We start from the raw sequence: 18,340 nt of genomic DNA on the forward strand, positions 1-18,340 counted from the left end.
GAATTTCAACCATGCCTGTACATGGTTGAAATATAGCGACTGCCTGTCGCACAAAGAAGATGAGACTACTTGCCTCATCTGATGTTACATCATTGGTGAAAATAAATTCAAGATGGAACGCATGATACGCACTGGCAGTTTCACATTCTTGCATTCTTCCAAGGTAACTTCATGTGATTTTGCCAAACTATGTAAATAATCCTGTTTTACATCCATAACAACCTTGCTGCGATAGAACCAGACACCACATTCATAATGTAAATAATAAGAACGATAATCCATATTAACAGTTCCCACAACGGCCATATCATCATCAACGACAAAAGTCTTTCCATGGACAAAACCAGGCGTATATTCATAGATTTTAACACCAGCTTCTATTAATGGCTGATAATTGGCTCTGGTTACCGCAAATACATACCATTTATCCGGAATGTGAGGTACTAAAATACGTACATCTACACCATTCTTGGCTGCTAAGGTCAGTGCTGTTTTCATCTCATTGTCAATCACTAAATAAGGCGTTGTCGCATAAACATAACGATTGGCACCATTGATCATATTGATATGTGTATATTCCCCTACATTCTCATTGTCTGTCGGAGAATCACTGTATGGCTGCACATAGCCATCATTTTCAATATCTATAAACTCATTGAAATCCGGTTTAAAATCAAATACATTATCTTTGATCTTTTCATCATAATTCCAGAATTGCAAAAACATTAATGTCAGATTCCAGACTGCCTCACCTTTTAACATGACACTGCAATCTTTCCAATGCCCAAAACGTTCTTTCGCATTGATATACTCATCGGCCAGATTAATACCACCGGTCATCCCAACCTTACCGTCAATAACTAAGATTTTGCGATGATCGCGATTATTCATCTGAATGGCTAGTCTTGGTTTAATGGGATTGAATACTTTTGCTTTCATCCCCAAGCCTTGTAACACCTTATAATAATCAGGTGCTAAGGTCGTAATACACCCGGCATCATCATATAATACACGTACTTCTACTCCTTGTTTCACCTTTTCAATCAGAATATCCAAAATCGTATCCCACATGACACCCGGAGCGATAATGAAGTATTCTAAAAAAATGAACTTCTCCGCTTTTTTCAATTCTTCTACCATTACAGTAAATTTATCTTCGCCAATCGGAAAGAAGGTTGTTTCTGTATGTTTATAAATAGGAAAGCCGGCATTTTTCCATAAATAATTCGCTTGTTTAAATGCTGCTGTATCACTATTTTGCAATTCTTCCATGATTTCAGCATTTTGCCATATGATTTCCTTATATTCACTAAATGCCTGATTATCACGAATACGCAATTCTTTGGGCACCTTCTGACCGCCAAACAATAAATAAATCAATCCACCAAACACCGGTAATGCCATAATCAACAAGACCCATGTCATCTTATAGGTAGGATTATCATTGCGGTTAATGACATACACACTGATGATAAAGCTTAATGCAATTAAGAGAAAATAAATCCAGACAAAGTATTCGCTCAGCTGAAAAACGATACCAAAGAATACTCCCAACTGTATCAGAATCAAGACAGCGACAATAAATATTTTGTTATGTAAAAGGGATAAGATTTTTCTTAACATACATTCCCTCCTTCTCTACTTATTTTTGGCTTTTGATATAAGCCTGCAACATGTTGATAATTTTTGTTATCTGTGTGGCATCAGCATCCCGATCTTTACCGGTCCCTGTTCCCATCACATACAGACGATGATCTTCATCAAGAGTACCACTGGCAATCACAACGGCTTTACGGAAATAAGACATTGCAGTTTGTACACGCATAGATTCATCTAGCTTAATAGTTTCTATTTGTTTCCCTTTTTCTGGATAACACTTAGCAATTTCCATTGCCAGCTTACGATTGCTAGGATTATAACCAATCATTGTTGTATCCCCTTTACCGATACAGTCTAAGCAAATCACATTTGGATTCTTACCATCCTTGACAAAGTCCTCATCAGCACATCTCGCTCCTAAAAAGCTCCCTTTATTTTTATCCGTAAACAGAAACGCAATACGTTGACGTTCATCTTTATCCAAACTTTTAGCTAATGCCACCGCAGCCGCCACTGCACTGGAATTACGATTCACATTATGGCGGTTACCGATGCCATGTACCATCAGATAGATCAAAAAGATTACCAGTACAAACATCAGAAAGGACATTAAATTTGCCATTGTGGGCGCACTTAGAAAATTTCCACCAATATACAGCCCCGCTAAAATAAATACATATAATAAGATAATCGGTACATAAGTAGCAATTAAGGTTTTATTCATGGTTTTCGTTCCATCAAGAGGAAAGTAAAAGACCTTATGCCAGAATTTACGTTCCGGTGTATCATATGGCACAACGATGACCGTCTTCATACGCTTGCGATTGCCATAAAAATAATCCTCAGCTTTCATAACGATGAGCTTGCTGCCTTTTATCATCGTCTTTTCATAACCGGCTTGCGTCATGTCTTCATGCAAAGCTTTTGCAAATTTATGTTTTTGCTTTCTTGTAAAGCGTTTTCCATATGTTTTCGTATATTTCTCAAACAGCTCTTGTTCCATATGATTACCTCCTGCGCAATATCTTTCATTATACTAAAATTCTGCATATTTTTATAGTGTCCGTGCTATATTTCCATGACAATTCACATCATTTGTATGAATTCATAAAGAATGGAACCGTTCTCATATCATTTGTCGAAAGGAATAGAAAAAAGCAAGTTCACCGTTTCGAGTGAGTTCTACTCTTTTGACATCCATATGTTATCAGATGTAGTATCATTTTCTACTTAGACAGTTAACACCACAAGTAATAAAACCGTTTATTTATTTGGGTGGCACGTTTTTGCCTTAATTCTTCAATAAAGTTTTTATCATTCATTCTAAAATTCCTCCAATCAAAAAAGGCAACTACCGTATCTTGATAATTGCCTGTCAATAAAAAGATGTATAGAAAAAGCAGTCTATCCTAAGACCAACTACTCTGATCGTAATGAAGTGCTTGTATTTTCTTTACCACTTCTTGCCTATAATTTTCAATATCCAAAAGTCTTTTTTTACCTGCTGTTAAATACATAATCGGTAAATCAATTTTTTCAAAATCATTCAACAACAATAGTGGTTCTTCACTTTGACAAGTATTTCATATATTTCTTTAATCGCTCATCAATATATGCGTCCATGTTGGCATATCCGAACATTTTATCCACATTTTGTAAATAAAGTTTTATAAGTTCCTTTTTATCCATAGAATCCCTCATTTCACTTATAAAGCTTTGATGTTTACTATATAAATGCTTTAAGACCAAGTAAAATAAGTACAATAGCTATTACTGGAACGGGCATCATACAAATAAGAAATAAATTTAATTTTTTCTTTGCCTCGTCTGTATTTTCTTGTTTCATTTTTTTGATTTTTTGCAAAACAATAACTGGAAAAGAAAGAAAAATAAGACCACCTATTAAAATCATTGCAATATTCATTTACATAATCCTCCTCAATAAGTTTATATATATTTGCCGTGTGAAATAGATACTTTTTATATCACACCTTATAAAATGCAGTTTTACCTTGTAAATACAGCTTTTTCCGTTTGTGAATGTCCATTGTCTTTTGTTTTTTCTGCCCCCTTTTTTAGATAACGGGGGCTTAATCTTCGCTCGCCGCAGGCTCACTCCGTCTGTTCAACTAATAGCATCACATTACCAAAAAAGAAAAAATTGTATGTTATTTATCTTCTAAAATAGCACCATATTTCGTATGTGGAAGATACTGTATTTTTAAATAAGTATGTTTATCAACATACCCAGAAAATACTGTAAATTCGATTTCATCATTTGTAACTTCATCATATAGAAAAATACTTCTTCTTTCAGAAGATACATCCGCACCACCATGAGCTTGTTCAGTCACATATCCTTCTGCATAGCTATACTGTTTGTTTATGATATAAGGCATATCTAAAACAAAATCTTTCAAATATAAGATTAAAAGAATGGCAATTATCATAAAGACGGCATTCGCCAATCGAAGAAATATTATATCGTTTTTTCCAGTATATTCTTTTTTTATCGCTTCTTTATCAAAAAATATCGCATAAACAAGCTTTCTCTTTTTGATAAGATAGATAATACAAGCAATTAAAGCTATAACAAATAATGAAACCCGTATAAACAATCTAAATATAGCAAAATCCATAATATTCTTCTCCCGTATAAATAAGGTAATTGACAATATTATAACATTTGCAATATAGACCGTCATCCGTTTTCTGCTATATGTTATATATATTTTTTTATCCCATGTTTTTTCAAGAGTGCAAGCATTGCTTACGCAACAAGCTCTTGACAATGCATGCTCTAAAAAATGATAGATAATCAAGCAGAAAAAGGACAAGTTATGCTGTGTTACAGCAACGAAAAGACATCTCATATCTTGTATAAAATGCTATTTTCTTTGACGTATCAAGGTTCTTTCAATCTAGTAAATTAGTGGTAAATCTCTTTTGCCTTTTCATTCATATTGCTTAAAGTCCCTGTGTTTATGCAGATGATCAGATTTTTAATCTTTTTTATAGAAAAAATACCTGCAGAACAGGTATTATGAAGTAATTTCGATTGTTTTTTCGAAAGGGTTATAAAACGTTTTTATGTAAACCAGAGGTTTACCATTTTTACTGCGAATCGTACTTTCTGCCATAATGATTGGTGTTGTAATCTTTATTTTTAACTGATTGGCATATTGTGCAGGCACGATCATTGGATGAAATCGTTGGGTTACCGTCCCCTGTTCAATATAACTGTTCAGATTCAGCAGCTCTTTTAAATGGTTAATTTCATCGTCGCTCACCAAACTTCGGATGAAATATACCTCTTCTACACTCAATGGACGATGATTAATCTTATTGACGCGTACTACTCTCAACATATAATCCGTTTCTTTTATTTCTAGGTAAGGCGCCATTTCTTCGGCCTTTTTTACAGAAAAATAAATAACGCTGAAATCCATGGCATCATGTTCCTGTAATAATTCTGAAGTTAGATTTTTCTTAATCAGTTTACGGTCAGCGACAAATGTACCCTTATTCTTGTCGCGATATAACACACCTTCTTCCACAAGCTCATTTACAGCATTGCGGACGGTCATACGACTGGCGTCAAACCGAATTGCCAGTTCGCGCTCAGATGCTATCGGTGAATTCACTGGTTTCCCATTGATCTCATCTAATAGCTGTTGCTTAATTTCGAGGTAACGTGGGGTAGCCAAGTCATTCACCTCCCTTTCCGATGAAGCTTTTATCTTATTTCATAAAGCCAAAAGTCAGCCATGGTTTAATATAATCCAATAACATGGTTTCGTTGGCTGGAATATGTCCAATAACATTTTTCCTTCCATCATTTGGCATATCTTTCAAGACAATGTGCAATTCCCCTTTGTAACGTGCATACTTATCATTGATAATGACAACATCGCCACGTTTCAAATCTCTTGTATTCTTTGGTGGCACACTTTCTTTCGCAAAGGTTACCCGAGGCATGGTACTTCGTGCCATGTATTCACTCATATCACCTCTGACAAAGTGTGGATGTTCATATAAGATTTTCTCTTCTGTAGGAAGTAAATCCGCCTCAAAATCAATCTTAAAGGTTAATTTACCCGGATCAATCTTGGATAATATAGCCAATTCTTCTTCACTGGCGAAGCAATTGGCAATGATAACATCATCTACCAAACGTGTCGCAAATAAATGTCTTGCGGCAACATCAACCGGTAAATCACGATGCATTTCTAAGGTACATAAGCCTTCATTGACCGGCCAAGGTCCAAAGGTATTGGGCTGTTGTGAAGAAATAAAAGCAGCCACCTTAATATTTTGCGCCTTAATATCGCTACTGCATTTTGCAAAGTGTGCATAACTCAATCCACTGTAACGCTGTGGATAAAAGTTATGACAGGTGATGATCGTATCCAAATTGGGATAATGACTCATGATGTTATCTAAATATTTTGTACCTAAACTGGCATTGATTTCAATTTTCAAATGTTCTGGATTATAGGTCATTTGTGCTTCCTTCAAAGAATCGAATCCCTCATCCAGACGAATGCCATCTGCATGCATTTCTTTAAAGAAAGAAAGATCATCATAGGATACGCCTAAACGTTCAAAGACGAAAGGCGCGACATCCAAGATAACTTCCATGCCATAAGTGTGTGCATGGTCCATCAGTTCGCGAAATTCTTTGACGATTTCTTCCCTGCTTTTTTCCACACTTAATAAACATGTAAAGATCCTTTTGAAACCATATTTTGCCGCCAGTGTGATATACTCTTTGTCCTTTTCCAAAGTGGAATGCTCCGGATACAGACAGATTCCTAATCTAGCCATGATTAGCCTCCTTTGAGTTGACAGCCTATGCTTCTTGGTTATCTTCTATTTTATTTTCTTTTGCTTTTTCTTCTTGTGCATATTTTTCAACGGCTCTTAACAGTCGTGTTGCACGTTTTTTTGCTCTACCTTTATAAAACAAGTTCATAAGCTTGAAGTTCCAGTCACTGCTTCTGTTTCTTCCTTTAAAATCTTCGCTATAGGTTACTCCGATACGACCGTCTGCTAAATCTTCAATCTCATAGCTTAACGTGTTCACCCCTCCATAAGAGGAAAACTCGGCTTTGTAAATATGCGGTGGATCCCATTCTGTGATATTGATATCCACTTCCCCTTTGCGTCCTACTTTATTCTTCATCGTTTTCTTATAAGAAAACCCTTTATGAAGCTGTTTGACACGTACCTTTTTCCCAGTTGCTTCAGAAATATCGTACGCAACAGATTCAGCGATGTGCTTGAAGAAATCAGCTGCATCAATATATAACAATTCCTGTACCTGTATCATCTTGCTCACTCCTTAAAAACGCTTATTTATAAAGGTATTATACATAAATCTCTCTTGTATTACAAATCTATTCAAAGCCATGGTGTTCTGCCAGTTCTTTAAACCAGCGACCACTTTTTTTAATGATTCTTTCTTGTGTTGCAAGGTTTAGTTCTACCAAACCATAACGATTCTTATAGGCATTCAGCCAGCTCCAACAATCAATAAAGGTCCAGACATGGTAACCGATACAATGACTGCCTTCTTTTATGCCTTTTGCCAGCCATGTTAAATGGTCTTTAAAGAATGCTATACGATAGTCATCTTTAATTCTTCCATCTTTACGGAAGCGTTCTTCATTTTCCACACCCATACCATTTTCCGTAATCATCCATTCAATGTTGCCATAGTTATCACGAATATTCATCGCAATATCATAGATCCCCTTTGGATAAATTTCCCATCCACGATAAGGATTCATCTTTCTTCCCGGCATTTCATAATGATCAAAGTAATATTCTGGTGTAAAAGGAGCATCCGGATTAGGCATATTGGCTTTTGCACAAACCCGCACCGGCTGATAATAATTAACCCCTAAGAAGTCAACACGATTTTCTTTAATCACTTGCAAATCTTCTTGTGTATATGTTGGCATTAAGTCATGTTTACGAATAATTTCAACTAACATGGGATCATATTCACCCTTAACAGAAGGATCCAGAAAACTCTTATTCGCAAACAATTCGGCGATTGTAGCCGCTTTTACATCTGCCGGATGATCACTTCGAGGATATGCCGGAGTCAAATTTAACACGATACCGATCTTGCCTTCCTTATCAATCTTGTGATATTCCCGAATGGCTAGGGCACTGGCAAGTGCTGTGTGGTATGCTACTTGAACTGCCGCTTTGGGATCTACCTTACATGGATAGTGATAACAACTTAAATAACCACATTCCACATGGACAATAGGTTCATTAAAGGTAAACCAATGTTTTACCTCTTCATGGAATAAGGTAAAACAAGTTTTTGCATATACTTGATAATATGCAACTACCTGTCGATTTTCCCAACCGCCGATTTCCTGCAAAGCTGCTGGCATATCAAAGTGATATAAATTCACAAAAGGTTCAATACCATTCGCCTTTAATTCTTGAAATACATCTTTATAAAAGCGAACAGCATCTTCATTGATTTCACCATATCCTTTTGGGAACAAGCGCGACCAGCTGATAGATGTCCGAAAAGAATTGTGTCCGGTTGCTTTTAAAAGCTGGATATCACTTTGATAGTGTTCATAAAAAGTGGAAGTTGTGCCTGGACCAATTTCATCATGAAATTTAAATGGTTCTTGTTCATACCAAAGATCCCAGATATCTGCTCCTTTATCATACGATGTATGAGCACCTTCGCATTGTGTAGCGCTGGTTGCGCTTCCGAAGAAGAATGATTTTGGAAATTCTACCATTTCCCATTCTTCCTCCTTTCCTTTTGGGCAGACTTTTTCAGAATGATGACACCTAACAAAACAATCGACAATCCTCCAATGATCATTGGAAATGGATTTGCCATTTGTTGTGAAAACATAATAAATAATAATCCGATACCGATCATAAAGACCTGCCAAGATGCCCACTTTTCCATACGTATTACCTCTTTCTTCATCATTTATGTTGATAAGTTTCCTTATTTGTTTTCAATTTTTTTATTTAATGCGATAAATTTTTCTGCCAGAATCTTAAATGATTCAGCAGACATCAATTGATCCTCTGCATGAACCAGCAGTAATACAACTTCTGTGTTTTCACCGTTTGCTTCTTTTTGAATCAGCTGTGCATGTGCACTGTGTCCACCGGTGAAGAATTCATCGCCTTCTTTAATTTTTGCTTCAGCTTCGTCGAATTTACCCTGTTCTGCCAGATCAATTGCTTCAATGTAGCTTCCTCTTGCCATACCTACTGCAGAAATGATCTGGAAACAAATTAGTTCAATACCTTCCATGGTTATATTCTCCTTTTTTAAAAAAGCAGAGAAGGGATTTTCCCCTCCCTGCAAGTGTACTGCTTATTCTGTGTCAAACTGACCTTCGTTTTCTTTTGCTTGCATACGGTTTGCCAACATAACGAATGGTGTCCATAATACAAAGGAAACGCCCAAACATAAGATTGAAACCAATGCAGCAAGAATGTTACCGCCAGTTCCCATAAATGCGTAGATACCAACAGGCATAACCCAAGGTACCTGAACAAATACAGGAGGAATAATGCCAGCCATTGTAAAGCCTAAAGCGATAGCTGCACATATAGGTGGAACGATCAGCCAAGGAATGATATAAATCGGATTCAATACAATTGGCATACCGAAGATAACAGGTTCATTGATATTGAAGATACCCATAGGAGCTGCTAATTTTGCAACGGCCTTAGAATCATCTCGTTTAGAGAAAATCAGGATGGCAATCAGTAAACCTAAGGTTACCCCGGAACCACCCATTTGTGCATAAGCATCAAAGGAGCCACGTGTCCAATCATAAGGCATACCGACAGTTGTATGATGTTTATTGAAGAAATCCAAGTTTTCTAGCAACGCAGGTGTATACACACCTTCGATAACTGGTGCCATAACATTGGAACCATGCAGACCAAAGAACCAGAACAGCTGTACCAAGAAGACAATCAGAATAACACTGAAGAATCCCTGCGATAAGCCAAGCAAAGGTTTCTGAATATATTCAACGATCAAGTCGTTTGGATAAGAGCCAGTGCAAGCAACACAAATTTGTGTTACGATACCAAATACGTAAATAGCAATGACACCAGGAATGATAGCAGCAAATGCGTTACTTACTGCTGGAGGTACAGAATCAGGAAGCTTGATCGTAATTTTCTTAATCATTAATTTAATATAGATCATGCTAGATAAGATACCAACAATCAGACAAGTAAACAATCCACTAGCACCTGTATAACTGGAACCTAAATAGCCCCAACCGCTGGCACCATGTAAAACAACGGCTTTTCCGGCATCATTTAAGGCAACATCTAAACCGGCACCCTTTAAAGCATCCAGTGCAGAAGTTGCAACACCTGGTAATTCATAATCAAAGATAGCACTTTGTCCCATACAAGTAACAACGGCAGCAAATGCAACAACGCCACCGGCGATTGGGTTGACATCATAAGATTTTGCCAGATGATATCCTAATGAGAATGTGAAACACAAACCTAAAATAACAATAGAGCCAAAGTAAACGTTTCCGTTTACATTGATGATTTGCTGCACATTAGCAACAAATTCATTGCCTTCACCCCACCATGTATTTGGTAAATCGCGCAGGAATACGTTTAGCAATACTGCCAAACTACCTACCATGGTAACCGGCATGATGGAAATAAATCCATCACGGACAGCAACTAAATGTCTTTGACTGCCGATTTTAGCAGCAATTGGCATAAAGTGCTTTTCCATCCAATCCATAAAAGCATTCATAATTTTTCTTTCCTTTCACTAATTGAGTTTTTGAGTTTGAGTTAAATTTAAGCTGGTAATTGTGTTATTTCCCCAGCAGTTTCAGTGCTTGATCTAATACTTTCGCACCGTTCATCATCGCATACGCCTGCATGTCGATAACAGTTACCGGTTTCTCTCCGGCAATACCCTTCATTTTTGACTCCAGGAATCTAACCTGAGGTCCCAACATCATAATATCAGCGTTGCCAATATTATTTGCTGCTTCTGCATCACCTACTGCCCAAATTTCAGCTTCGATACCTCTTTGTGCGGCAGCATCTTTCATTTTGTTTACCATCAAGCTGGTTGACATTCCGGCAGAACAAACAAGCAGAATTTTAATCATGTGAATTCCTCCTTTCCACTTGGTATATACCACTTTACACACTTATGATAACACGTTTAAAAATTTATGCAACCGTTTTCTTTCTTTTTTTAAAAAAAGTTTTGAGCTATCATATTTGTGACTATATGCGCATAAAATACAATAAAGAAAGGATTTTATTTGAATCAATAACATCATAAGAAAGAAAGTTAAGAAAAACCTCACATTCGTATGGACACGCTTACACAGGTATGTTATTATGGTATAGACCACTTGGGATTATACGGTCAATTCATTCAAATGGTATAGTCCACTTTACAACGATGAGGAGGCATTTATGAAGAAAGATACTGTTAAAATTGTAACAATTGGAGGCGGCAGCAGTTATACACCAGAATTAGTGGAGGGATTCATTAAACGTTATGATACCCTACCGATTCGCGAACTTTGGTTAGTTGATATTGAAGAAGGCAGAGAAAAGCTGGAAACCGTCGGTGCTCTTGCGCAGCGAATGGTTAAAAAAGCCAATCTTCCTATGAAGGTCATTCTCAGTTATGATCGTCAAGAAGCCTTAAAGGATGCTGACTTTGTAACAACACAGATGCGTATCGGTCGTCTTCCTGCACGCGTGGAGGATGAGCGAATCCCATTATCGCATGGTATGATTGGTCAAGAAACCAATGGTGCCGGCGGTATGTTTAAAGCTTTCCGTACGATTCCCGTCATTCTTGACATTGTCAAAGATATGCAGAAACTATGCCCAAATGCATGGATGATCAACTTTACCAATCCTGCCGGTATGGTCACTGAAGCCATACTGCGCTATACCGATTTTAAAAAGGTGATTGGCTTATGCAATGTTCCTGTGAATATGGTTGCTGGCATTGCCAAGATTCTCGGTGTTGAAGAAAACCGTGTAACCTTAGAGTTACAAGGTGTAAATCATTTTATCTTTGCGACTGATGTTTTTGTCGATGGCAGTTCTGTCATGGATACTATCGTGGAAAAGTATGCAAATGTGACTGCTGAAGATACGCTTGCAATGAAAAACTTTATCTCTTTGCCATATTCTCCTTCCTTTATACGCGGTTTACATGCCATACCATGTCCCTATCATAATTACTATTTCTTTACAAAGGAACAGCTGGACGAAGAGCTGGAACAATGGAAAGAAGGTACGGTGCGTGGCGAAGTTGTATCACAGGTTGAAAAAGAACTCTTTGCCCTGTACAGCCATCAAGAACTAGATGTCAAACCGAAACAGCTGGAACAACGTGGCGGTGCTAGATATTCTGATGCCGCATGCAACTTAATTCAGTCTATTTATAATGATACCGGTGATATTCAGTACGTAGATGTAAGAAACAACGGAGCGATAAGCAATCTGCCTCATGACAGTGCTGTTGAAGTAGCCTGTCGGATAACCGCGGATGGTCCTAAACCTATCGCAACCGGTGAATTAAAATGTACCATTAATGGTTATGTACAAATGATGAAGTCGTTTGAACGCATGGTCGTTGAAGCTGCTGTCACAGGGAACCGTGATTTGGCAGTGACCGCATTAAATATGAACCCTCTATGTCCAAGTGATGAACTGGCCAATGTGGTCATCGATGAATTGTTAGAAGCACATAAAGCTTATTTACCACAGTTTCAAAAGTAATGTTTAACATTGAAAAGAGCCGTTTTATGGAATGGCTCTTTTCTTTATGCCAAAATGGCATTTATGTGATATCCTACAAGAAATACTTATCGCTTCATGATAAAATAAGGACATTGGAAAGGAAGTATTCTATGGAAAAGGAACACCGTGAAGTATGGTTTGATAATGATTTGCAAATTGAAGCTTATCAGCTGCATGGCATTGTGCAAAAGTTTCCAAACCATTTTCATCCGTATTATGTCATTGGCTTTATTGAAGGCGGCAAGCGTCAGATGTGGTGCCGTCATAAAGAATATGTATGTGAAAAAGGCGATATGATTTTATTCAATCCATTAGATAATCATCATTGTGCTCCACTTGATGATTCCATTTTGGATTATCGAGCTGTTAATATTCAGCCCGAGGTCATGCAAACGATCATGGAAGAGCTCTTTCAAACAAAGCAGCTTCCTCATTTCACGACACCGCTTATTAAAAACTGTGAATATACCCAGCAGTTATCCTCACTTTATCAGGCAATCATGGAACAGGCTTGTACTCTAGAGAAAGAAGAAGCATTATACTTTTTGATGCAGCCACTCATGGAAAACTATATGGAAATAGAAAAAGAAGATGCACCGCTAGAGGAACCAATACAAAAATTATGCGCATATATGGAAGAACATTATGCAGAAAACATTACACTGCAAACGCTAAGCGAACTATCGCATTTCAGTAAATCTTATTTATTAAATGCCTTTACTCGACAAACCGGAGTATCCTGTTATCGCTATTTACAAACTGTTCGTATTCATCAGGCAAAAAAGATGTTAGAAAAAGGACTCTCTTTGAAAGATGCCGCAATGGCAGCCGGTTTTAGTGATCAGAGTCATTTTACCAATTTTTTTAAAATGTTTATCGGACTGACACCAAAACAATACCAGCGTATCTTCCTGAAAGGAGCTATGCATGACGAATAATCGAAAACAAGGACATCTATGTGCCTTTCTCACCATTTTCATATGGGGCACTACCTTTATCTCAACTAAAATTTTATTAGCCGACATGACCCCTTTACAGATTTTATTTACCCGCTTTGTGATTGGCTATCTCACGCTATGGATCATGTATCCGCATCGTTGTACACTAGAAGATAAAAAACAGGAACGATGGTTTGCAGGTGCCGGGCTTTGCGGAATTACCTTATATTATCTGTTAGAAAATATCGCTTTGCTGTATACACAAACGACCAATGTCGGTGTCATTATCTCGATTGCTCCTTTTTTTACTGCTTTCTTAAGTTCAAAGATCATGAAGGAATCCTCCAAAGGGCGCTTCTTTTATATAGGATTTGCTTTGGCAATGCTTGGTATCTTACTTATCAGCATACCGGATAATGCCGGTGTATCCTTGCATCCTTATGGCGATGTATTGGCTTTGCTAGCAGCTCTTGTTTGGTCCATCTATTCTCTGCTCTGTCGCAAACTTTCTACTTTTCATATGACAACCATTGGCATAACGCGCAGAACCTTCTTTTATGGTTTACTCTTCATGATGCCAATCATTCTAACGCAAGATACCTTTCACGTTTCACAAATCTGGCATGGTGGTTGGCCTGTACTCGGCAATTTACTATTTTTAGGCTTTGGTGCCTCGGCATTATGCTTTGTGACCTGGAACAAGGCAGTATCTATTTTAGGTTCTATACAGACAAGTGTCTATATTTACTTAGTACCTGTCATTACCGCATTAACATCTTTTCTTATCTTACAAGAATCCATCAGTATGAAAAAACTGATAGGAATCATCTTTACTATATGCGGCTTATTTTTATCACAAGATTTGCAAAAGAAAGAAAGCACCGCATTATCTATTCATAAACAAGCAAAAACAAGTGTCCCAAAAGACATCTGCTGATCTTATGAAATACATTATATAAAAGTAATAAAAGGAAGGAGTAAGTATACGATAGCTTTACAAGATAGATCGTATACAAAAAAACATTATGGAAATTAAAAGTGTATGTATCTTATGGGAAGATTTGCCCCTTGGCATCATGGCCAATACAGCGGCTATTCTTGGCGTATCCTTAGGTAAACATGCGCCGACATTAGCGCGTGAGGATGTTTATGATAGCACTGAGGGAAAACATCCCGGCATTGTGCAGTACCCACTGCCCATTCTTAAAACCAATCAGGAAACTTTAGCTTCGATCTACCAAAAGGTCCAAACGATGGAAGATGTTTATTTCGTTGACTTTACCAACATTGCCCAAAGTTGTTTAGACTATGACGACTATATTCAAAAGATGAAAAAGGCTACACAAGAAACCATCGAATATTATGGTATTGCTTTGTTAGGCCCTAAGAAAAGTATTAACCGTTTAAGTGGAAGTCTGCCCTTACTTCGTTAAGGGATCTAAACGATTGCTAGAATAAAAAAGATGGTGTTTCCTGTCTTCCCCGTTTAGGGAGTAGGATCTACATCATCTTTTTATATGCATGAAGTTAAAATACTTAATACCATTCTTTATGCATAAAACACTTCTACGCTATTTTATATTCTTTGTCCTAATCTATTTGATATACTCCTTTAAAATGGCTTCCATTTCATCAGCGTTATGGGCAATCCATGCCTCATAAGATTCACCATGCGCACTGACATGATCGGCAATCGCCTGTAAAAACAAACAAAGATCATCTGCCAATACAGCACCTACTACATCCCCAAACCGGGTATCTTTGGCATGATCATTCCCATACAAACTTACTTGAAAAGCCGGATATGGCTTTTTATCAATCACCTTGACTGTACCCTGAAAACCAATAGCTCCGATTTGATTGGTTCCACAAGAGCTGGTGCAACCGGAGATAAAGATACGCGGTAAGACATCTGCAGGATAGTCTTTTTCTCTAAAGTACATGATAGCTTCACGTAAAGTACCTTGAGAATCACGCAAGCCTACCTGACATATGGATGCGCCAATGCAAGAAACACTTTCCTCAAAACGATTGCGTGCTCCATCCTCTGTGATAGCCAACACCGCTTTCGCCTCATCGGCTGTACAATTGATGATATAAACTCCTTGTTGTGGTGTGATACGCAATTCTACATCTTCCATATCCTTGATGGTTTCATAGATCTGACATAATTTCTGAGGTGCCAGACAGCCGCCAAGTGGATGATAATACACAGCATATAGCCCCTGTTGTTTCTGGGCAATCACACGACGATCAGACAGTGTTTTATCCCCTGTTTTCTTCAGCACAGGTTCTTCAATATGTACCATCAAATTTTCCCCGCGCAACGCCTTTTCTACCTTATCCTGATAATCCTGAACCAATCCATCTACCCCAAGTGTATCCTGTAAATATCGTGTTCTTGCTTTCGCACGGTTTACATAATCGCCATGTTCCATAAACATCAACACCATGGCAGATACATAAAACAGAATCGTATCCGGCTGTACATGATGACCAACCTTCACACCCATGCGAGGATTATTTCCCAAGCCTCCGGCACAATACACATCAAAAGTATGGTCGGCATTTGCACAAAATCCTAAATCACGGAAATTGGCATGGGTTTCATTCTTATCCGAACTACTGAAAGCTACCTTTAGCTTTCTTGGCAAGGTAAACTTATTAACAATGCTTAATAAATAATCCCCAACACATTCCGCATAAGGGCGTACATCAAAATACTCATCCGGATCTACACCACTAAGTGGTGAACACATAACATTACGTGGAAAATCACCACCGCCGCCACGACATACAATATCATGATCCAAAGCATCTGACATGATATAGGGAATCTCAGTTCCACTTAAATCATGCATCTGAATCGTCTGACAAGTTGTAAAATGCAGTTTGGTAACACCGTGCTGTTCACTGGTATCACATAAAAACTTTAATTTATCCTTCGTTACTACCCCTTGGTTCATACGCAGACGTAACATAAACATCTGTGCACCACGCTGTGCATAACTGCCAAAACCACCGCTGAATCCTTTAAAATCCTTCACGCTGATTTGCTTATTTATAAATTGCTGTGTCTGTTCATGAAACAATCGTATCTCTTCACGCAATTCCTCTCTTAACGCATCTTTCACTTACTTTACCTCCATAGTGTCATACCTCGATATCTTAGCATACATCAAGAAAAAGGACAAATAAGGAAATATTTTCATAAGATAAAATATTCTTATCTATCCAAAATACATCATTTCATTTTCTATCCCTCATAAAGAACTCACTTGTATAGTATCATGAATTTCTTTATAATAAAGGAAGTGTATGAGAAAGAAAGAAGGAATGGCTATGTTAGATCTGCAAAACCACAAAGAATTCTTATGGAGATATACCCTAAGCTATGGGGATATAAAAACGAAAAAAGATGATCATACAACCTATGTCTTCCCTTTTCAAAATATAACATTTACCAACAAAGAGGATTGGGAAACATATAAGACTCCAGAACTAAAGGAACAGCTGTTTGCATGTAACAATCTAGAAGAAATCTTTGATTTCATCTCCTTGGAATATCAGGACTTCTACTTTATGGAAATCAGCGCTCATCTGCATGATGCTGATGATCAGCCTTTGTATTCCTTATTATTGAAAAAGACTTATGAGAATGTGGGAATAACTGAATACATCACCAAGAACAATTATCTTCATCTGCTGAAATTTGCGGATGAAGCAACCGCTGCGTATCTTCAAGAACAATTAGACAAACAATAAGTGGGATAAAGAGAGTATTTCTCTAATATTTCATAAGCAAATCAGAAGGTTGTAGCGTATAGTAGCTTTCAGTTAAGCGTAAAAAAAGCGATTGTCACAAGTTATTGGCAATCGCTTTTTATTTTTGCTTCTTCTTTTATAGAACGAATGATGCGACATGGATTTCCAGCGGCTAATACATATGGTGGAATATCTTTTGTGACTACGCTGCCTGCCCCAATCACACTACCTTTTCCTATCGTGACTCCTGCCATTACTACCGTATTGCCACCAATCCAAACATCTTCTTCAACATGTATAGGCAATGCATACTCTAAACCTGCTCGACGATCTTCTATAGAGAAAGGATGACCCGCTGTATAAAAAGCACAGTTTGGTCCCACAAACACATGATCTTCTACATATATTTCAGCAGCATCCAGCATGATGGTATGCATATTCAAATACACTTGTTTCCCTAAGCGGATATTGGTCCCATAATCACAATAAAATGGTTGTTCAATAATTAGGTCATCTTCCATTTCCCCTATGATAGCTTGTAAGACTTTCTTACGTTCTTTCACAGCTGTAGGCAGTAGCTGATTATATTGGTGACACAGATCATGACATTGATTGCGTTTTGCGACAAGTTCTTTATCATAATTTGCATCATAAAGTATCTTTGCCATATAACACACCTCTTTCTTTTAGTATTATGATATCATAATTTGTTCCCATTTGGCTGGTTTTAAAAAAGCACTGCCATAGGTTGTTTATCCTAAGCTTATGTACAAACTCATGTTATTTTTCTCATTCAATCTTTAGTTCCCTATTTGCTGATGGATGTTTCGATAATAAAATAGCACTCCTAATCAAGCAGTACCATAGGTTGTTTATCCTGAGCTTGTACAAACTCATGTTATTTTTCTCATTCGATCTTTAGTTCCCTATTTGCTGTTGGAGGTTTCAATATTAAAAAAGCGCTGCCATTCAAGCAGTGCCGTGGGTTGTTTATATATGGTGGAGGTTGAGGGACTTGAACCCCCGACCCTCTGCTTGTAAGGCAGACGCTCTCCCAACTGAGCTAAACCTCCATCGGTGATTCATATATTACCATAAAACAACTAATCATGCAAGATATATTTTAAAAATAGCACTATTATCTGTACTATAATCTTACGTATTCCACCTGCATCACAACGATCAATCATTTTGCCAAGTTTCCTATT

Annotated in this window: 20 protein-coding genes and 1 tRNA gene; 5 read left to right on the plus strand and 16 right to left on the minus strand. The window is 37.5% G+C overall.

Going from position 1 to position 18,340, the window contains the following annotated elements; genetic code table 11:
* Positions 1–84: 84 nt before the first annotated feature.
* The 13 genes from cls to LI241_RS02085 all read right to left on the minus strand — a co-directional run bounded on the left by cls (position 85) and on the right by LI241_RS02085 (position 10,766).
* Complete coding sequence (cls, locus tag LI241_RS02030) at positions 85–1,623, minus strand: cardiolipin synthase (RefSeq protein WP_008686907.1); 1,539 nt, start codon at positions 1,621–1,623, stop codon at positions 85–87.
* A gap of 19 nt (positions 1,624–1,642) precedes the next feature.
* The gene (locus tag LI241_RS02035; protein WP_008686906.1) at positions 1,643–2,602 is read right to left on the minus strand and encodes a hypothetical protein; all 960 of its coding nucleotides are present in this window, start codon (positions 2,600–2,602) and stop codon (positions 1,643–1,645) included.
* A 563-nt stretch (positions 2,603–3,165) separates the two neighbouring features.
* Positions 3,166–3,288: a hypothetical protein gene (locus tag LI241_RS15775; RefSeq protein ID WP_008686905.1), complete on the minus strand. Its 123-nt coding sequence runs from the start codon at positions 3,286–3,288 to the stop codon at positions 3,166–3,168.
* Between the two features lie 37 nt (positions 3,289–3,325).
* A complete protein-coding gene (locus tag LI241_RS02040; protein ID WP_008686904.1) occupies positions 3,326–3,523 on the minus strand; it encodes a hypothetical protein in 198 nt (65 codons plus the stop codon).
* A gap of 244 nt (positions 3,524–3,767) precedes the next feature.
* Positions 3,768–4,238 carry a hypothetical protein gene (locus LI241_RS02045; RefSeq protein ID WP_008686903.1) on the minus strand — a complete coding sequence of 157 codons (471 nt, stop codon included), beginning with the start codon at positions 4,236–4,238 and terminating at the stop codon, positions 3,768–3,770.
* 402 nt (positions 4,239–4,640) lie between these two features.
* The gene (locus tag LI241_RS02050) at positions 4,641–5,315 is read right to left on the minus strand and encodes a GntR family transcriptional regulator (RefSeq protein ID WP_008979241.1); all 675 of its coding nucleotides are present in this window, start codon (positions 5,313–5,315) and stop codon (positions 4,641–4,643) included.
* Between the two features lie 25 nt (positions 5,316–5,340).
* Complete coding sequence (locus LI241_RS02055; RefSeq protein WP_008686899.1) at positions 5,341–6,426, minus strand: DUF871 domain-containing protein; 1,086 nt, start codon at positions 6,424–6,426, stop codon at positions 5,341–5,343.
* Between the two features lie 25 nt (positions 6,427–6,451).
* Positions 6,452–6,931, minus strand: a complete 480-nt coding sequence (locus LI241_RS02060; protein WP_008686897.1) for a DUF3284 domain-containing protein — start codon at positions 6,929–6,931, stop codon at positions 6,452–6,454.
* 67 nt (positions 6,932–6,998) lie between these two features.
* Positions 6,999–8,378 carry a glycoside hydrolase family 1 protein gene (locus LI241_RS02065; protein WP_008686895.1) on the minus strand — a complete coding sequence of 460 codons (1,380 nt, stop codon included), beginning with the start codon at positions 8,376–8,378 and terminating at the stop codon, positions 6,999–7,001.
* On the minus strand, positions 8,372–8,554 hold the full coding sequence (locus LI241_RS02070; RefSeq protein WP_008686893.1) for a hypothetical protein: 183 nt from the start codon (positions 8,552–8,554) through the stop codon (positions 8,372–8,374). Before LI241_RS02070 ends, LI241_RS02065 begins: the two co-directional genes overlap by 7 nt.
* Before the next feature lie 42 nt (positions 8,555–8,596).
* Positions 8,597–8,911 carry a PTS lactose/cellobiose transporter subunit IIA gene (locus tag LI241_RS02075; protein ID WP_008686891.1) on the minus strand — a complete coding sequence of 105 codons (315 nt, stop codon included), beginning with the start codon at positions 8,909–8,911 and terminating at the stop codon, positions 8,597–8,599.
* A gap of 63 nt (positions 8,912–8,974) precedes the next feature.
* A complete protein-coding gene (locus tag LI241_RS02080) occupies positions 8,975–10,399 on the minus strand; it encodes a PTS sugar transporter subunit IIC (protein WP_008686890.1) in 1,425 nt (474 codons plus the stop codon).
* 64 nt (positions 10,400–10,463) lie between these two features.
* Complete coding sequence (locus LI241_RS02085) at positions 10,464–10,766, minus strand: PTS sugar transporter subunit IIB (RefSeq protein WP_008686887.1); 303 nt, start codon at positions 10,764–10,766, stop codon at positions 10,464–10,466.
* A gap of 316 nt (positions 10,767–11,082) precedes the next feature.
* Between LI241_RS02085 and LI241_RS02090 the strand changes: the two genes are divergently transcribed.
* The 4 genes from LI241_RS02090 (at position 11,083) to LI241_RS02105 (ending at position 14,800) form a co-directional block, all read left to right on the plus strand.
* Positions 11,083–12,408 carry a 6-phospho-beta-glucosidase gene (locus tag LI241_RS02090; protein ID WP_117548062.1) on the plus strand — a complete coding sequence of 442 codons (1,326 nt, stop codon included), beginning with the start codon at positions 11,083–11,085 and terminating at the stop codon, positions 12,406–12,408.
* Positions 12,409–12,539: 131 nt separating this feature from the next.
* The gene (locus LI241_RS02095) at positions 12,540–13,367 is read left to right on the plus strand and encodes an AraC family transcriptional regulator (protein ID WP_008686884.1); all 828 of its coding nucleotides are present in this window, start codon (positions 12,540–12,542) and stop codon (positions 13,365–13,367) included.
* Positions 13,357–14,304, plus strand: a complete 948-nt coding sequence (locus LI241_RS02100) for a DMT family transporter (protein ID WP_117548061.1) — start codon at positions 13,357–13,359, stop codon at positions 14,302–14,304. The genes LI241_RS02095 and LI241_RS02100 overlap by 11 nt, the downstream gene beginning before the upstream one ends.
* 88 nt (positions 14,305–14,392) lie before the next feature.
* Positions 14,393–14,800: a DUF2000 domain-containing protein gene (locus LI241_RS02105; protein ID WP_117548060.1), complete on the plus strand. Its 408-nt coding sequence runs from the start codon at positions 14,393–14,395 to the stop codon at positions 14,798–14,800.
* Between the two features lie 162 nt (positions 14,801–14,962).
* On the opposite strand, the gene LI241_RS02110 is transcribed toward LI241_RS02105, so the two are convergent.
* A complete protein-coding gene (locus tag LI241_RS02110) occupies positions 14,963–16,501 on the minus strand; it encodes a nitrite/sulfite reductase (protein ID WP_117548059.1) in 1,539 nt (512 codons plus the stop codon).
* A 208-nt stretch (positions 16,502–16,709) separates the two neighbouring features.
* On the opposite strand from LI241_RS02110, the gene LI241_RS02115 reads away from it, so the two are divergent.
* Entirely contained in the window at positions 16,710–17,132 is a 423-nt protein-coding gene (locus tag LI241_RS02115; protein WP_227150990.1) for a hypothetical protein, read from the plus strand.
* Between the two features lie 101 nt (positions 17,133–17,233).
* Here LI241_RS02115 and LI241_RS02120 read toward each other — a convergent pair whose 3' ends face one another.
* Both LI241_RS02120 and LI241_RS02125 read right to left on the minus strand, forming a co-directional pair.
* Positions 17,234–17,800, minus strand: coding sequence for a sugar O-acetyltransferase (locus LI241_RS02120; protein ID WP_119983306.1), 567 nt, complete (start codon positions 17,798–17,800; stop codon positions 17,234–17,236).
* Between the two features lie 329 nt (positions 17,801–18,129).
* A tRNA-Val gene (locus LI241_RS02125) sits at positions 18,130–18,205 on the minus strand.
* Between the last annotated feature and the right edge of the window lie 135 nt (positions 18,206–18,340).

Source organism: Longicatena sp. 210702-DFI.1.196 (genome assembly GCF_020563125.1).
GTDB lineage: Bacteria > Bacillota_I > Bacilli_A > Erysipelotrichales > Erysipelotrichaceae > Longicatena > Longicatena caecimuris.

What these genes read in the sequence shown, in the direction of transcription:
- LI241_RS02120 (WP_119983306.1), bottom strand. Translation starts at nt 17,800, where the DNA reads ATGGCAAAGATACTTTATGATGCAAATTATGATAAAGAACTTGTCGCA.
- LI241_RS02070 (WP_008686893.1), bottom strand. Translation starts at nt 8,554, where the DNA reads ATGGAAAAGTGGGCATCTTGGCAGGTCTTTATGATCGGTATCGGATTA.
- LI241_RS02045 (WP_008686903.1), bottom strand. Translation starts at nt 4,238, where the DNA reads ATGGATTTTGCTATATTTAGATTGTTTATACGGGTTTCATTATTTGTT.
- LI241_RS02105 (WP_117548060.1), top strand. Translation starts at nt 14,393, where the DNA reads ATGGAAATTAAAAGTGTATGTATCTTATGGGAAGATTTGCCCCTTGGC.
- cls (WP_008686907.1), bottom strand. Translation starts at nt 1,623, where the DNA reads ATGTTAAGAAAAATCTTATCCCTTTTACATAACAAAATATTTATTGTC.
- LI241_RS15775 (WP_008686905.1), bottom strand. Translation starts at nt 3,288, where the DNA reads ATGGATAAAAAGGAACTTATAAAACTTTATTTACAAAATGTGGATAAA.
- LI241_RS02075 (WP_008686891.1), bottom strand. Translation starts at nt 8,911, where the DNA reads ATGGAAGGTATTGAACTAATTTGTTTCCAGATCATTTCTGCAGTAGGT.
- LI241_RS02095 (WP_008686884.1), top strand. Translation starts at nt 12,540, where the DNA reads ATGGAAAAGGAACACCGTGAAGTATGGTTTGATAATGATTTGCAAATT.
- LI241_RS02100 (WP_117548061.1), top strand. Translation starts at nt 13,357, where the DNA reads ATGACGAATAATCGAAAACAAGGACATCTATGTGCCTTTCTCACCATT.
- LI241_RS02035 (WP_008686906.1), bottom strand. Translation starts at nt 2,602, where the DNA reads ATGGAACAAGAGCTGTTTGAGAAATATACGAAAACATATGGAAAACGC.
- LI241_RS02065 (WP_008686895.1), bottom strand. Translation starts at nt 8,378, where the DNA reads ATGGTAGAATTTCCAAAATCATTCTTCTTCGGAAGCGCAACCAGCGCT.
- LI241_RS02115 (WP_227150990.1), top strand. Translation starts at nt 16,710, where the DNA reads ATGTTAGATCTGCAAAACCACAAAGAATTCTTATGGAGATATACCCTA.
- LI241_RS02090 (WP_117548062.1), top strand. Translation starts at nt 11,083, where the DNA reads ATGAAGAAAGATACTGTTAAAATTGTAACAATTGGAGGCGGCAGCAGT.
- LI241_RS02080 (WP_008686890.1), bottom strand. Translation starts at nt 10,399, where the DNA reads ATGAATGCTTTTATGGATTGGATGGAAAAGCACTTTATGCCAATTGCT.
- LI241_RS02085 (WP_008686887.1), bottom strand. Translation starts at nt 10,766, where the DNA reads ATGATTAAAATTCTGCTTGTTTGTTCTGCCGGAATGTCAACCAGCTTG.
- LI241_RS02040 (WP_008686904.1), bottom strand. Translation starts at nt 3,523, where the DNA reads ATGAATATTGCAATGATTTTAATAGGTGGTCTTATTTTTCTTTCTTTT.
- LI241_RS02055 (WP_008686899.1), bottom strand. Translation starts at nt 6,426, where the DNA reads ATGGCTAGATTAGGAATCTGTCTGTATCCGGAGCATTCCACTTTGGAA.
- LI241_RS02060 (WP_008686897.1), bottom strand. Translation starts at nt 6,931, where the DNA reads ATGATACAGGTACAGGAATTGTTATATATTGATGCAGCTGATTTCTTC.